This is a genomic window from Subtercola endophyticus (assembly GCF_021044565.1).
GTDB lineage: Bacteria > Actinomycetota > Actinomycetes > Actinomycetales > Microbacteriaceae > Subtercola > Subtercola endophyticus.
Genome location: NZ_CP087997.1, coordinates 4,028,899 through 4,043,970 on the forward strand (window position 1 = coordinate 4,028,899; position 15,072 = coordinate 4,043,970).

General features: G+C 66.9%; 13 protein-coding genes. 6 read left to right on the top strand and 7 right to left on the bottom strand.

The features are described from left to right. Positions 1 to 125: 125 nt before the first annotated feature. From LQ955_RS18680 to LQ955_RS18690, 3 genes are all read right to left on the bottom strand, one after another. Positions 126 to 1,163 (bottom strand): carbohydrate ABC transporter permease, encoded by a 1,038-nt coding sequence (locus tag LQ955_RS18680; protein ID WP_231025981.1) that lies wholly within the window; start codon positions 1,161 to 1,163, stop codon positions 126 to 128. Between the two features lie 148 nt (positions 1,164 to 1,311). Then, a complete protein-coding gene (locus LQ955_RS18685) occupies positions 1,312 to 2,586 on the bottom strand; it encodes an extracellular solute-binding protein (RefSeq protein WP_231025982.1) in 1,275 nt (424 codons plus the stop codon). A gap of 125 nt (positions 2,587 to 2,711) precedes the next feature. After that, entirely contained in the window at positions 2,712 to 3,932 is a 1,221-nt protein-coding gene (locus LQ955_RS18690) for an ROK family transcriptional regulator (RefSeq protein ID WP_231025983.1), read from the bottom strand. Between the two features lie 132 nt (positions 3,933 to 4,064). Between LQ955_RS18690 and LQ955_RS20100 the strand changes: the two genes are divergently transcribed. From LQ955_RS20100 to LQ955_RS18710, 3 genes are all read left to right on the top strand, one after another. Beyond that, positions 4,065 to 5,882, top strand: coding sequence for an alpha-keto acid decarboxylase family protein (locus LQ955_RS20100; RefSeq protein ID WP_304961253.1), 1,818 nt, complete (start codon positions 4,065 to 4,067; stop codon positions 5,880 to 5,882). A 104-nt stretch (positions 5,883 to 5,986) separates the two neighbouring features. After that, a complete protein-coding gene (locus LQ955_RS18705) occupies positions 5,987 to 6,379 on the top strand; it encodes a hypothetical protein (protein WP_231025984.1) in 393 nt (130 codons plus the stop codon). After that, entirely contained in the window at positions 6,352 to 6,738 is a 387-nt protein-coding gene (locus LQ955_RS18710; protein ID WP_231025985.1) for a helix-turn-helix domain-containing protein, read from the top strand. The genes LQ955_RS18705 and LQ955_RS18710 overlap by 28 nt, the downstream gene beginning before the upstream one ends. A gap of 27 nt (positions 6,739 to 6,765) precedes the next feature. On the opposite strand, the gene LQ955_RS18715 is transcribed toward LQ955_RS18710, so the two are convergent. From LQ955_RS18715 to LQ955_RS18725, 3 genes are read right to left on the bottom strand one after another with little or no spacing between them, the layout of a single operon-like run. After that, positions 6,766 to 7,527, bottom strand: coding sequence for a GntR family transcriptional regulator (locus LQ955_RS18715; RefSeq protein WP_231025986.1), 762 nt, complete (start codon positions 7,525 to 7,527; stop codon positions 6,766 to 6,768). Next, on the bottom strand, positions 7,524 to 8,648 hold the full coding sequence (locus LQ955_RS18720) for a DMT family transporter (RefSeq protein WP_231025987.1): 1,125 nt from the start codon (positions 8,646 to 8,648) through the stop codon (positions 7,524 to 7,526). Before LQ955_RS18720 ends, LQ955_RS18715 begins: the two co-directional genes overlap by 4 nt. Before the next feature lie 31 nt (positions 8,649 to 8,679). Continuing rightward, complete coding sequence (locus tag LQ955_RS18725) at positions 8,680 to 10,323, bottom strand: DHA2 family efflux MFS transporter permease subunit (protein WP_231025988.1); 1,644 nt, start codon at positions 10,321 to 10,323, stop codon at positions 8,680 to 8,682. A 151-nt stretch (positions 10,324 to 10,474) separates the two neighbouring features. On the opposite strand from LQ955_RS18725, the gene LQ955_RS18730 reads away from it, so the two are divergent. From LQ955_RS18730 to LQ955_RS18740, 3 genes are all read left to right on the top strand, one after another. Beyond that, complete coding sequence (locus LQ955_RS18730) at positions 10,475 to 10,990, top strand: MarR family winged helix-turn-helix transcriptional regulator (protein ID WP_231025989.1); 516 nt, start codon at positions 10,475 to 10,477, stop codon at positions 10,988 to 10,990. A gap of 12 nt (positions 10,991 to 11,002) precedes the next feature. Further along, on the top strand, positions 11,003 to 12,355 hold the full coding sequence (locus LQ955_RS18735; protein WP_304961254.1) for a glycosyl hydrolase family 28-related protein: 1,353 nt from the start codon (positions 11,003 to 11,005) through the stop codon (positions 12,353 to 12,355). Between the two features lie 63 nt (positions 12,356 to 12,418). Beyond that, complete coding sequence (locus LQ955_RS18740; protein ID WP_231025990.1) at positions 12,419 to 12,658, top strand: hypothetical protein; 240 nt, start codon at positions 12,419 to 12,421, stop codon at positions 12,656 to 12,658. Positions 12,659 to 12,720: 62 nt separating this feature from the next. Here LQ955_RS18740 and LQ955_RS18745 read toward each other — a convergent pair whose 3' ends face one another. Beyond that, positions 12,721 to 14,973: a heavy metal translocating P-type ATPase gene (locus LQ955_RS18745; RefSeq protein WP_231025991.1), complete on the bottom strand. Its 2,253-nt coding sequence runs from the start codon at positions 14,971 to 14,973 to the stop codon at positions 12,721 to 12,723. Positions 14,974 to 15,072: the final 99 nt, after the last annotated feature.

The following is a 15,072-nucleotide window of genomic DNA, read 5'->3' on the forward strand; positions in this document are numbered from 1 at the left end:
GACCGCAGAGGTCAACGCCCTCGACTCGACAGACGACTCGCCTGCTGAGTCAGACGATTCTGCTGACTGTGCCGACCCGGCCGACGCTGCGGATGAGGAATTCTTGGTGGTGCGGGTGGGAGTGCTCACAGCTCCACCTCCTTGATGACCTGGCGAACATAGAAGATCGAGATGGCCATCATGATGATGACCATGATGACGGCGATCGCGCCGCCGGCCCCGTAGTCGCCGGTACCGAGCGAGGTCTGGTAGATGTAGACGCCGAGTGTCGAGGTCTGCTCGCGCACACCGCCGATGCCCTGCAGCGCGAAGACCTGGGTGAAGACGCGCAGATCCCAGATGATCTGCAGAATCGTGACGACCACGAAGATCGACTTGAGGTACGGAAAGATGACGAGGCGAAAGCGCTTCACGGCACCCGCGCCGTCGAGCTGCGCGGCCTCGAGCACCTCGTCGGGAACCTGGGTCAGACCCGCGTAGATGGTGAAGGCGACGAACGGAACCGACTGCCAGATGATGATGATGGCGGCGACCGCGAAGAAGCTGATGGGGTTGATCAGCCAGGAGTGGCCGATGAAGTCGATGCCGGTGACCTGAGTGAGTACGTAGTTGACCACGCCGAACTGCGTGTCGAAGAGCCAGCCCCACACGATGACCGCGGTAAGAGCCGGCATCGCCCAGGCGAGCAGCAGCCCGACGGAGAGCAGGGCGCGAAAGAACTTGTTCAGTCGGGTCATGAGCAGGGCGATCAGGGTGCCGAGGCTCATGGTGACCACGACATTGACGGCGCAGAACAGAAAGCTGCGTGCGAGCACCTGCCAGAACTGCGAGTCGCCGAGCACACGGGTGTAGTTGTCGAAGCCGATGAAGGGCGCCGCCTGGCCGAACACCTGCGCTCGACCGTACTGCTGAAAAGAAACCACGACGAGCTGCACCAGGGGCCAGCCGATGATGACGATGAGAATAACGATGGCGGGTACGAGCAGCAGCGCCGGGGCGAGCCGCTTGCCGCCGAGCAAACGCCTCGCCCGCGAGCGACGCGACTCTGCAGGGCCGCCGGAGCCGGCGGCGCCGCCCGAGCCGCCGGAGCCGGGGCCGGGCACCTGGCGGGCGCAGTCGATGGCGCCGGGGGCCACATCGATAGAGCTGCTGACAGAAGACATGAAAGGAATCGCTTTCGTTACGATGGCGAGTGTGACTTCACCTTCCTAGGGCTGAAATCACCTGGTGGATGTTCGGGCCCGGCGGGCGATGCCGGGCCCGAACATTCCTATGCGCGCCGCAGGAGCGGCGGCGCGCTATTGGTGCAGCTCAGCCGTTCAGGATCGCGTTGATCTTGCCGTCGACGTCGGCCGCCAGCGTGGGAACGTCGCCGCCCTGCGCGATCTTCACGAAGAAGTCCTGCAGGATGCCCGCCGCCTCAACGTCGGCCCACTTGGGTGAGGCCGGCGTCAGCTTGGCGTTCGCTGCTGCCGCCGCGGTCGCCTTTGCGACGTCGTCGGTGCCGAGCGTGGACGCGAGCGACTTCTTCGCCGGAACCAGACCGTTGTTGCCGAGAATGGTCTGATAGCCGTCGCTCAGCATGATCTTCAGCGCACTGTAGGCCAGTTCGGGGTGAGCCGACTTGGCCGCAATGGCGATGTTCGAGCCGCCGGCGAACACGGAGGCAGCGCCACCGTTCTTACCGGGCAGTGCGAACACGCCGAGGTTCGCCTCTTGGTCGGGGCATCCCGGAGCCGTGGCGGTCGCCGGTGCCAGAATCGACCCCTTCACCCAGCTCGGTGCTGAGAGTTGAGCGACGGTACCGGCGCAGAACGGAACCTGCGGGTCGGTCTCATTGCCGTCTTTCGGCGCGACCGAGGCGGTCGTCATGACCTTCTGCACCTCTTTTAGCCCGGCGATGGAGCCTGCGGACTCGAAACCGGCCTTCCACGTGCCGTTGTCATCGGTTGCGATCTCGCCGCCGTTCTCCCAGATGTAGGGCAGGGCGTTGTACCAGTCTTGACCGGGAAAGTAGATGCCCGAGACACCCGGGTTCGCCGCGGCCAGCGTCACTCCGTTGGAGATGTACTGGTCGAGGGTCGTCGGCACCGTGAGCCCGGAGGCCGCCATCAGGTCTTTCTTGTAGAACACCAGTCGAGCGCCCGAGTAGTAGGGTGCCGCGTAGAACTTGCCGTCGTACGTTCCCGCCGTCACGAAGCCGGGCAGCAGGTCGTCACCCCCGAGATCTTGGTATTTGTCGGTGAGGTCTTCGAAGGCACCGGCCGATGTGAACGCGGCGGCCTGGGTGTTGCCGACCTCCACGACATCGGGGCTGTCGCTGCCCGACAGGCTGGTGGTCAGCTTGTCGACCAGACCCGTCCACGACTGCTCTTCGATCGTGAGCGTCGAACCCGGGTTCTGCGACTCGAAGGTCGTCTTCAGGTAGTCGCGGGCCGCTTGCGGGGTGTCGGTGCCGTTCAGCCAGACGCGGATGTTCGCTGCCTCGGGAGTGCTGCTCGAACCGGAGTTCGCGCCTGACGAGCACGCCGCGAGGGCGAGCATGCTGGCTACGCCGAGGGCGGCGAGGCCGAGTTTCTTTCGCATTGTTGTTACCTTTCCTAGGGCTGATTGTGTCGGCACGATGCCGACGCGTGGGGCGAGATGTGTGCAGTTGTGGAGAAGCGATGCCGAAGGCAGGCTGTGGAAAGTCGCAGGTGGTGTGGTACCTCCTACGACACCCCCAGCTGGCCCGAGAGCACCATGACGGCCGCGCCGCGCAGAACGATGTCGTGCCCGAGCGTGGTCATCCGCAGCGTCAGATCGCCGTGGAACTCGGCCATCGTGCGGCTGCGGAGCGTCTCGATAGTGGCGCGGGCGAGCGCCCCATCGAGAAGTTCAGTGGGCCCGGCGAGCACAACTTCGGGCAGGTTGAGGGCGCCGACGATCGGCGCGAGCGCGATGCCGAGCCGCTGCCCGGCTTCGGTCAGAATCACGTCGATCTGGGCATCCACTTCGCCCTGCGAGGCACCGGATGCCCGGGCGAGATCGATGGCCAGCGTGAGGTTCGGCGTCGAGAGCCAGGTCTCGAGGCAGCCGTGTTTGCCGCAGACGCACAGCGCGCCTCCGTCGGTGCCGACGACGACGTGGCCGATCTCACCGGCCGCGAACCGGCTTCCGTAGAGTGGGGAGCCGCCGAGCAGCAGCCCGGCGCCGACGCCGTGCCCGACCTTGACGATCATGAGGTCGCCGTCGGCTCCGCCGAAGCTGTGTTCGGCGAGGGCCGCCGCATTCGCATCGTTCGCCACGATGATGGGGTGCGCGAACTTCGCTTCGACCTTGGATCGGAGGTCGAGATTGTGCCAGCCGAGGTTCGGAGCGCTCAATACCACCCCCTCGAGATTGACCACACCGGGGGATCCGATGCCGATACCGAGAATCGGTGCCGTCGCGGCGTCGAGCAGTGTCGCCGTGAGTGCGAGCACCTTGGCTACCGCGTCGTCGCCCACGCTGCCGGCGAGGGGGAGTTCGGCGCGCTGCAGAATACGGCCGTCGAGGTCGAGCACCGCGCCGCGAAAGAGGGAGTGCTCAGAGAGGTCGATTCCGACGATCTGAAAGGCCGAACGATCGATGTCGAGAATCGTGGCCGGTTTGCCCGGCCGGGCATCCTCTCGCTGGCCCATCTCGATGACGAGGTGCTCGGCGATGAGATCGTTGACGAGGTCGGAGACCGTCACACGGGTGAGGCCGGTTTCGCGAGCGATGTCGGCACGGCTCAGTTGGCCGGTGCGGTAGAGGGTCTGCAGAACGAGGGAGCGGTTGTGGTGCCGGGCGTGCTCTGGCAGTACTTTCGCGCTCGGGCGCAGTGCTCGGCTCTGGGCGAAACCGAGGTGGGTGTGGGGGTGCGCGGGTTCCAGAATCGAAGAGCCGCGCTGCCCTTCTGATGCAGACATGTTTGTTAGTAAAGCTTACGAACAAACCTCTGGCAAGTGTTCGGCCCAGATTTTTCGGGAATTTACCTTCTCGAAACACGCGAGGTGTGCGGCGGCTCATGCGGTGTCTGCCGCCTGTGATGCAATGGCGGCATGACCGACGCCGCCCGCTATACCGTGACCGACTACCTACTCGATCGGCTCGCCGAACTCGGTGCCGACCGCATTTTCGGTGTGCCCGGCGACTTCACGCTGACCCTCCTCGATCACGTCGAGGCGCACGAGCACGTCGCGTGGGTCGGCACCGCGAACGAGCTCGGCGCCGGCTACGCGGCCGATGGATTCGCGCGCCTGCGCGGCATCGGCGCGCTCTGCACGACGTTCGGGGTGGGCGAGCTGAGCGCGATCAATGCGGTAGCGGGCAGCTTCGCCGAGCATGTTCCGGTGGTGCACATCGTGGGGGCGCCCACGCAGGCCGCCCAGAACGCGGGTCGTGCGCTGCATCACTCGCTGGGCGACGGAGACTTTCGGCACTTCTTTCGCATGAGCTGCGAAGTGACGACCGCCCAGGCCGTGTTGACGCCGTCGAACGCGGCCGCCGAGATCGACCGCGTGCTGCTCGAAGTGCGCGAGCGCCGGCTGCCCGGCTATCTGCTCATCGCGGCCGATGTGGGCGAAGCGGATGCCCAGCCACCCACCGCGCCACTTCCTGCGTTGCTCGACCTCACCTGGGCGCCGTCGCTCGCGGCATTCACCGCGGCCGCCGAGGCTGTGCTGGCGCCGGTTGATGGCGCAGCGGCCGGAGGTGCGGTAGCCGGTGATGCGGGGGCCGGAGGCGCGGCTGCCGGAGGTACGGCAGCAGGTGATGCGGATGTAAGCGGCGTAACGGTCGCGGTGCTGGCCGACCTTCTCGTGCAACGCATGGGCGCGGAGCCGCAACTGCACGCGCTGCTCTCCGCCGGGCCGCTGCCTCACGCGACTCTGCTCTGGGGTCGAAGGGTGGTCGATGAGTCCGGGCCGGGTTACCTCGGAACCTATGCCGGTGCGGCAAGCGACGAAGTCGTACGAGCGGGCATCGAAGGAGCCGACGTGCTCATCCTGGCGGGCGTGCAGTTCACAGACCTGACCAGCGGATTCTTCAGCCAGAACTTCGCCGCCGAGAAGGTGATCCGGCTCGACCCGCACCGCGCCTCGGTAGCCGGTGTCGAGTTCGGCGAGATCGACCTGGGCGATGCGCTCGCCGCCCTCACGGGCATCCTGTCGGCGAACCCGCCCGCCCTTTCGCCGAACGCCGCGGAGGCCTCCTCTCCCGTTCGCGCTGAACATGCCGCTACAGGCATATTTTCTGACGATGGCGGGGGTGGCTCCGAACTCCTCGCTCAGAACTCCCTGTGGGATGTGGTGTGCGACGCGCTCGAGCCGGGCGATCTGGTGCTCGCCGACCAGGGCACCTCGTTCTACGGCATGGGCGCCCATCGTCTTGCGCACGACGTCGTGTTCGTGGGGCAACCGCTCTGGGCAGCGATCGGGTTCTCGTTGCCGGCCCTGCTCGGTGCGGCCCTCGCAGCACCCGAGCGGCGCCCGGTGCTGCTCATCGGAGACGGGGCCGCACAACTCACGATCGCCGAGCTCGGCACGATGACGCGTCAGGGACTCGCTCCCATCATCGTCGTCGTCAACAACGACGGCTACACGGTCGAGCGGGCTATCCATGGCCCGAACGCTGCCTTCAACGACATCGCCGCCTGGGACTGGACCGCCCTGCCTCAGGCCTTCGCGCGGCATGCGCCGGGCATCCGCACCGCCCGGGTCGAGACGGTCGACGCCCTGCGGCGGGCGCTGGTGGATGCCCGGGCCAACCTCGCGGGTCTGTCGCTCATTGAGGCGGTCGTGCCGCGGCTCGACGTTCCGCCGTTACTCCGGTCGATCGCCGCCGCGGCGGCCCGAGCGAACGCGGCTCCGCCGGCTTGACGGCGCTGAGCGTCGAGTTGGCGTCGGCCGGGTGGCACCCTCCACAACTTCGAGTGGTGCGGATATATATTGCGATGCATATTCCTTCATGGCATACTTGAAGAATGATCGTCGATTGGCCGGCTGAGTTCGGGCGGCAGCTGGATCGGTATGAGGCTGATGCCGCGGGCGGCAATTCTCGTGCACGGGTGATGCTGGAGAAGCTGACGTTCGAACTGACGCTGCTCGAAGAACTGGAAGGCGAGCCGCTTCGCGATACGGCGACGATCAAGCGCGTCGCGCAATCGAAGCAGTATTCGGTCAGGCGTGTCTCGCATCCGTTCGCGGCCGGCGTGGCCGTGCGGTTGATCTGCTGGTTCCCGCCGAACACCGGCACAGTCGGTGTTGCTCTCTTTTCGGGCGACAAGGCGAACATGGGAGATGTGTTCTACGACAGTGTCGGCACGAGAGCTGACGCTCTGATCGAGACGTGGATGAGAGAGACAGGGGAGAAATGATGAGTGAAAAGACATTCGAGCGCGGCAACGACCGCATTGGTCAGCTGCGAAAGCTGCCGGGAATGGCGCAGGCCGTCGAAGCGATGCGGCAGGAAGCGGCGGAGGCTGACCGTGTGTACGCGATGAGTTTGGCCATGATCCGCGACGCTGGCGAACTAACTCAAGTCGAGGTCGCTCGCCGCATGAGCGTCAACCAAGGGCAGATTTCCAAGCTGGAACGACGAGATGACATGCTGCTTTCGACACTGCGCCATTACTTGGAGGCAACCGGCGCGACCGATGCCAGTATTTCGGTCACAATTCGTGGGCGGCACGTGCAAGTTCCGTTGGCTGATTTGGGTCTAGAGATCGCCAGCTAGAGTTCGACGCCTCGCCGGTTCGAGGCGTCAAGCGGTCGGCGCGGCGCGCGCGGCGATGAGCTGGTCGGCGGCGCGCTCGAGGTGCTCGTGGATGGCGTCTTCGCCGCGGAGGAGCAGGTCGGCGACGAGCTGGTCGTGCTGGCGGATCATCTCTTCGGCGTCGAGAACCTGCCTCAGCTGGGCGAGAAACAGGATGCTCTCGGCCTCCAGCTGGGCGTGGGCATCCGTGATTCGGGGGCTGTCGGCGGCTTCGACGATGGCATGGTGCAGCGTGGCATGTGCGGCCTCGATGGCCGAACGGTCGCCGGGGGAGTCGCGGCACACTCGCCTGAGCTCGTCGTTCGCGCTGTACACACCGGCGAGAATGGCGTGGGCAACGTCGGGATCGTTGGCAGCGTCGAGATCGTCGGCTCGAGCCGACGCCGACGCCGACGCCGCCGCCGCCGCAGACCCCGATTCCGACGCGCGGCGGTTCAGAAGCCGCACAGCCTCGCCCTCGAGCGCCGAGCGCAGCTGCATGAGGGCCCGTACCTCGTCGTCGTCGAGCAGAGTCACACGGGCTCCGGAGTATGGCTGGATGCTCACCAGCCGCTCGGCCGCCAACTGCCGTAGCGCCGCCCGCACGGTGTGCCGGCCGAGCTGGTATTCGGCCGAGAGAGCCTCTTCGCGAAGCGGGGTGCCGGCCTCGAGATCGCCGCTCAGGATGCGCCCGCGCAGCTCGCCGTGCAGCTTCTCGACCGACGTCGCCGCCCGTTGTTCCCGGGGGTTCTGCGCCGGGTCCGTGGTCATAGTGCCTCTCCTGCCGCGGGCGAGATCGCCACGCCCCTCCGCGGGCGCGTGACCGTCAGGATGCCCATCCCGAGCACGAGCAGCACCAGCCCGACGATGGTCGAAACGGTGAACTGCTCGCCCAACACGACGACCCCGAGAATGGTCGCAGTGAGGGGCTCGACGAGGGTGAGGGTGGCGGCCCGAGATGCCGTGAGGCCGCGCAGGCCACGGGCGAAGAGCGTGTAGGCCAGCGCGGTGGTGATGACCGCCAACCAGCCGACGGTGAGCGCTCCGCCGGCCGTGAACATCCAGGTCAGGTCGGTAGCGAGCAGCACAGGCGTCATGATGAGCGCCGCCACCCCGAAGGTGGCGCCCATCACGACCGAGGGCGCCCAGCCGCGGTCGAGCAGCGCCTTGCTGCTCGTGGCGTAGACGGCGTAGCTGAGGCCCGCCGCAAGAGAGGCGACAAGCCCGAGCGGGGTGATGGCGGAGGCGCCCGAGAAGACTCCCGACAGCGCAGCCACGCCCAGCGCGGCGACGCCGGTCGCGAGGGCCCAGCGCCTGCCCGGAGCTCGCCGCAACACGATCCACTCGAGCACCCCGGTCAGTACGGGTGCCGATCCGAGAGCCACCAGGGTGCCGACAGCGACGCCGTTCTGGCTGGTTCCGGTGAAGAACGCAGGCTGGTACGCCGCCACCCCGAGTGCCCCCACCACCACGAGGCCGATCGGCGCCAGCCGACGCAGACCCAGCCGACGCAGACCCAGCCGACGCAGACCCAGCCGACGCAGACCCAGCCGCCGCAGACCCGGTCGCCGCAGCGGATGCTCGCCCGCACTCGTGGCGACGCTCGAGCCCGACCCGGGCATCCGCAACGCCGCGTACGGAGTCGACGTCGGCTGCCCGGCCCGACCGCCCAGATGCCGCCGCGCGGCAGGCCGCGCTCGCGCGCGCCGATGCAGAACCGTCACGAGCGCGATGAGCGCCAGCAAAGCCCCGCCGAACACGATGCGCGCAGCCCCCAGCGACAGTGCACTTGCGCCGCCACCGCCGAGCGCCTGGGCGGTTCCCGTCGTGCCGAAACACACCGCAGCGCCCACGACAAGCACCGCGGATGCTCGCCCGGCTGCCCTCGTCATTCCACTATTGTTACACAATCATCGCAAATTGTTACACAATCTGGCTCTTCCCGCCCGCGGGCGCTTTCCGGCCTGAGAGCCGAGAGGGCTCGGCTGAGGCAGCCACGCTGCCGGAACCGCCCAGCGACAGCGTCGCCAGAAACCCGATCACGAGAAATCCTGCCGCCGAGAACGCGGCGAGTTGCGTGCCGGTGCTGAACGCCGCCTTCGCGTCTGTCGCCACGGCCGCGGTCGAAGGGGAGGCGGCCAGCCCGGTGATCGCCGCACCTGAGCTGTCGACCACCGTGGAGACGAGCGACGATCGCTGGGCATCCGGAACCCCCTGCGACGCCAGCGACGCGTCGAGGGCGGCACCGGTGGTGGTGAACAGAATGGTGCCGAGAATGGCGATGCCGAGCGCCGAGCCGATCTGCCGCGCTGTCGATTGGGTGCCCGAACCCTGCCCGCTCTGCTCGACCGGAACATCCCGCAGCACCACACCGGTCAGTTGTGCGGTAGCGAGGCCCACGCCGAACCCGTAGACGAACAAGAACGGCACCAGGATGCCCCAGGCGGTCGTCGGCGAAATGACGAAGCCGAGGCCCGCAACCCCCACGATCTCGGCGGCAAGACCCACCCGAACGATAACCACGGGCGCGATGCGGTTGCCGAATGCTCCGGCGAATCCGCTCGCCACGAACGATCCGATGGCGAGCGCGAGGATGATCAGCCCCGTCTGTACCGCCGAATACCCCAGCACGTTCTGCAGCCAGAGCGGTAACGACAAGATGATGCCGAACTCGCCGAGCGCGACGATCATCGCGGCGATGTTGCCGTTGCGAAACGACGGAATCGCGAATAAGTCGAAGGCCAGCATCGTGCTCTTGCCGGCACGTTGCCGCCGCCGGCCCCACAGCACGAACGCCACTCCGGCCACGACCGTCACCGCAAAGGCGAATGGAATCGGCGAAATGGCGAGCGGCCAGGTGACACCGCCGAGCGACGGAGCCGGCGAAGCGGTGAAGAACCAGCCGTAGCTGCGGCCCTCGATCAGGCCGAACACCAGCGACGCGCTCGTCAGCACCGACAGAACGGCCCCGACCACGTCGACCCGGCGCTGCGAGTTCTCGTCGCGCGACTCGGGCACGAACACGAGCACCCCGACGATGACGATGACGCCCAGCGGAATATTGATGCCGAAGGCCCAGCGCCACGAGAAATACGTCGTGAGCCAGCCGCCGAGCAGCGGGCCGAGGGCCGTCATCCCGCCGATGGTCGACCCCCACACGGCGAACGCCAGCGCGCGCTCTCGACCGCGAAAGTTCGCGTTGATCAGCGACAACGTCGTCGGAAGCACCATCGCCCCGCCGACGCCCTGAATCACCCGCGCGGCAATCAGCAGCTCGCCCGAGGGTGCGAGCGCCGCGAGCACCGAGGCTGCCGCGAACACGGCGACGCCTGTCACGAGCAGCAGTCGGCGCCCGTATCGGTCGGCCAGCGTGCCGAACACCAGCAATAGGGCGGCGAAGACGAGCGTGTACGACTCCTGCACCCACTGCACCTGAGTCGAACTGATACCGAGGTCGTCGATGATCGACGGAATCGCCACGTTCACGATCGTCGAGTCGACGATGATCAGCGCGACCCCCACGCTGATGAAGACCAGCCCCGCCCAGCGGGCGCGCGACGAGCTCATGCCGATGCCTTGCCGTCTGTCGCGGTTCCGAGGCGGGCACCGCGAGCGCGATGAGGAGCGGCGTCGGCGGGGGTGCCGCGGAGTGGTTTTTCCATTCGAGACCTCGATTAGTCAGCTAGCTTACTAATTACGCTAGCACTAGATTGGCTGTATGCCAGAAGAGGTCGAGGGGGGCTTGCGCGAGATGCCCGAAGCCCCGCCCACCTCGCAGCAGCCTCCCGCCGAAGACATCTCCACCTGGCCCACGGGGCGGTTGCTCTCCACCGCCGCCCGCCTTGTCGAACATGCCTGGATCGCCGAACTCGAGCGTCGGGGCCTCACCCACGCCGGCCTGATCGTGCTGCACATTCTCACCACAGGCCCGCGCAGTCAGACCGATCTGGCCCGCCTCGCGCGGGTTGAGAATCAGACGATGTCACGCACTCTCGACCGCCTGCAGCGGCAGAATTTCGTCGAGCGCATGCCCGATCCGAGCGACCGGCGACGGCATGTGGTCTCTATCACCCGTTCGGGGGACGAAGCATGGGCTTCAACCCGTACACTGGAGCGAGATCTCATGCCTGACGTCGGTGACGCTTCTGCCTTTCGCACTGCTCTGCTAGACATCATCTCTAGCTCGGCCCTCGAACGCTGGAACACCGGAAAGACGGCTTCCGCGGCGCAGTAGGGGGTACCGAGCATGGTCACAGAAATCATCATCGCGGCCGAATTGACCAGGCGTGCTCTCTTCACCGGAGCGATGTCGGGGGCGGCCGTACCGGCCCTGCACACGGATGCGACCCCCACGTTCATCCCGGAGTCCGAGAAGGCGCAGGCCAACGGCGTCGCATCGCTCGACGCGAACGCGCACGTCTACGTGAACCAGATTCCGCCGGGATTCGCCACGCTCGACGCCAACGGGCAGGTGTACCAGTCGCAACTGCCGCCCATGGTGGCCACGCTCGACAGCAATGGGCACATCTTCGAGTCGCAGTTGCCGGGCGACGTGGCCAAGCACGACGAACTCGTGTTCAACGTGCGCGACTACGGCGCCGTGGGCGACGGCACAACGGATGATCTGGCGGCCATCAACGCAGCGATCGCCGCAGCGACCGCACACGGCGGCGGCACGGTCTGGTTTCCGGTCGGTGTCTACCTCATCTCGGGCGCGATCGGAAACACGACAGCGGGCCTCACCAGCATCACGCTCGCAGGCGCCGGGTCGCAGATCACCACCCTCAAGGCGTCGACGAACGCACCGATTCTCACCGGGCTCTGGTATTCGTGCACCGTCGTCAACCTCGTGCTCGACGCGAACGGCCAGGGGTCGCCGTGCATCTCGGCGCATGTCGACAAGACGCACCTCGAACGTCTGCTGCTGCTCAACTGGAACACCTACGGCATCAACGTCAACGACGGCACGTTCACCGACAACGGCGGCCTGCTGAACTTCATCGACCGCTGCAACATTCAGCAGAACACCGGCACCGGCATCTACACCGGGTACCGGTTCTACGACTCCTGGATCATCAACAACAACGTCGGCGCCAGTGACGCCGACCTCTCGATCGAGGGTGGCCCCGTTCGTATTCTCGGCAACCATCTCGACGGGTCGCCGACGTACAACATCGTGTTCCGCGGCAACAAGCGGGTGCTCGTCTCCGACAACATTCTCGAAGGCTCGCGCAAGCAGTCGATCGTCTATACGATGCCGGCGTGGTTGAGCAGTGACAAGCCGCAGATCCAGATCATCGGCAACATGTTCAGCAACGGCGGCAAGCTCGCGCAGAACACCTACCCGGCCATCTCGATCACCGGCGTATCGAGTGCCGCGCGCACCGAGGGCTTCACGGTCACCGGCAACACCTTCGCCTGCGACGACGTCGGCGCCGGCTGGACGTACGTCATCGAGGCCCAGTTCGCACGTACGATCGCGGCCGTCGGCAACCAGTGGAAAGAGGGGCACATGGCCACCCAGCCCTGCCACTTCTTGACCTGTGCGAACACCGAAGTTGTCGGCAATCATGCCGACAACGTGGTCAAGACGACCTGATTCGGTTCGTCAACCACCCTTTTCGCGTCGCGCTCCGAACACAGCACAGTGAAAGGATGAGTCATGCCTGAAAACGGAGAACAGAACGAACCAGTGATGGTCGGATCAGACGACGCGACAGTCGACGAGAAGATCACCGGAATCGTCGCGCAGGTGCGGCAAGACCACGGCGGCGAAGACCTGCCGGTCGTGCTTGCCAAAATCCGCGAGCGATTCGAGCAGGCCGGCATCGAGGTCGACGACATCAAGCTCGCCCGGCTCGCGCACGAGATCGCCGACCACCCCTCGGAGTTCAACGCCTGACCTGCGCCTGACCTGCGCCCCGCGCTTGCCCCGCGTCCGCGCGGTGGCGGGCTAGTGGTGGGCTAGCGGCGCTCGGCCAGACGAGCCGGGTCGAGGTCGACACGCCGCAGCAGCTGGGCGTTCGCGGCCACGATGACGGTCGAGGCCGACATCAGAATCGCGCCCACCGCAGGAGAGAGCACGAAGCCGATCGGCGCCAGAACACCGGCCGCCAGCGGCACCGACAGCACGTTGTATCCCGCCGCCCACACCAGGTTCTGCACCATTTTGCGGTAACTCGCCTTCGACAGCTCGATGACCGAGAGCACGCCGCGCGGGTCGTTGCTCACGAGCACCACGCCCGCAGACTCGATGGCCACGTCGGTGCCGCCGCCGATGGCAATGCCCACATCGGCGCGTGCGAGGGCGGGCGCGTCGTTCACGCCGTCGCCCACCATCGCGACCTTCAATCCCCGTGCCTGAAGCTCGGCGACCTTCGAGTCTTTGTCTTCGGGCAGCACTTCGGCGAATACCTCGTCGATGTCGAGCTGCCGGGCGACGGATGCGGCGACGCTCTGCGCGTCGCCCGTGATCATGGCCACCCGAATGCCGCGCGCGTGCAGCGCGTCGACGGCCTGCTTCGACTCGGGCCGCAGCTCGTCTTCGAGCGCGAGGGCGCCGACCACCGCGTCTGCACGCAGCACGTAGATGACGGCGGCGCCGCGTTCGCTCCATGCCCGTGCAACTTCTTCGACGTCGGTCGGCACCACGGCACCGGATGCCCGTAGCAACGCCGGGCCGCCCACCTCGACAAGCGTGCCATCCACTCGCCCCTGCACCCCGCGCCCGGCCGTTGCGCGAATCTCGCTCGCGCTGCCTGATCGAACTGCGGATTCGTGCGAGTGCGCGGCGTCGGCACCCGCAGAAACTCGTAGCCCGGCGGCACTGGCGGTGGAGGCGGCTGCGGTGGAGGCGGCTGCGACCGCCGCACGGGTGATGGCCCGGGCGAGGGGATGCTCGCTGTCGGCCTCGACGGCGGCTGCGAGCCCGAGCAGTTGGGATGCGCTGAGGCCTCCGCCGTCAGCGACGACCGTCGAAGTGACGGCGGGCTCGCCGCGGGTGAGGGTTCCGGTCTTGTCGAAGAGCACCACGTCGACGGTGCGCATGCGCTCGAGGGCGAGCCGGTTCTTCACGAGCACTCCGGCGCGAGCAGCACGCTCGGTCGAAATGGCGATCACCAGCGGAATCGCGAGCCCGAGCGCGTGCGGGCAGGCGATCACGAGCACCGTCACGGTTCGGGTCACGGCGTCGTCGATGTTGCCGAGCAGGGTCCAGACGACGAAAGTGATGATGCCGGCACCGGCCGCATAGTAGAACAGCCACGCCGCGGCACGGTCGGCAAGCGCCTGCGCACGCGATGAGGAGTTCTGGGCATCCGCTACCAGCCGGCGGATGCCCGCCAGCGCGGTGTCGTCGCCGAGCGCCGTGACGCGAACGCGCAGCGCGTTGTCGGTGGCGACGGTTCCCGCGACGACACGGTCGCCCGCTTCGCGTTGCACGGCCTTCGATTCGCCGGTGATCATGGATTCATCGACCGCAGCCGCCCCCGACGCCACCACCCCATCGGCCGGTACTCGCGCACCCGGCCGCACCAGCACCACGTCGCCCAGCGCCAATTCGCCCACCGGCACCACCTCGGTGTGCCCGTCTGAGTGGGCAGGGTCGGTGACGCGCTCGGCGGTGTCGGGCAGCAGGGCGGCGAGGGCGTCGAGTGCGCCGGAGGCCGCGCCGAGGGAGCGCATCTCGATCCAGTGGCCGAGCAGCATGATCACCACGAGCAGGGCGAGTTCCCACCAGAAGTCGAGGTCGAACGAGCCGATCTTGAGCGTGGTGATCCAGGAGGCGACGAAGGCCACGCTGATCGCCATGCCGATGAGCAGCATCATGCCGGGCTGGCGCATGCGGATCTCCGAGATGCCGCCGAGCAAGAACGGCGCGCCGCCCCAGAAGAAGATGACGGTGCCGATGACGGGCGAGATCCAGTACGAGCCCGGAAACTCGGGCACGGTGTAACCCAGGATGCTCGCGAACATGCTGCTGAAGAACACCGTGGGCACGGCCAGCACCAGCGTCACCCAGAACTTCGCACGGAAAATGGCGACGTGGTCGCCGTGATTGTGCCCGCTGTGGTCGTGGCCGGAGTGGTCGTGCCCGGTCATTGCGCCGTGGTCATGACCGGCCATCGCCCCGTGGTCGTGCCCAGCCATCGCGCCGTGCTCGTGCTCGCCGTGGTGCTCGTGCTCGCCGTGGTGCTCGTGTTCCGTGTGCATCGTCATGCGCCTGTTGCCTCCGTATTCCGACACCGACAACGCTATACCCCCCTGGGGTATTCCGGAAGAGCCCCGATCATCCACAACCGGCTCAGCTTGTGAGTT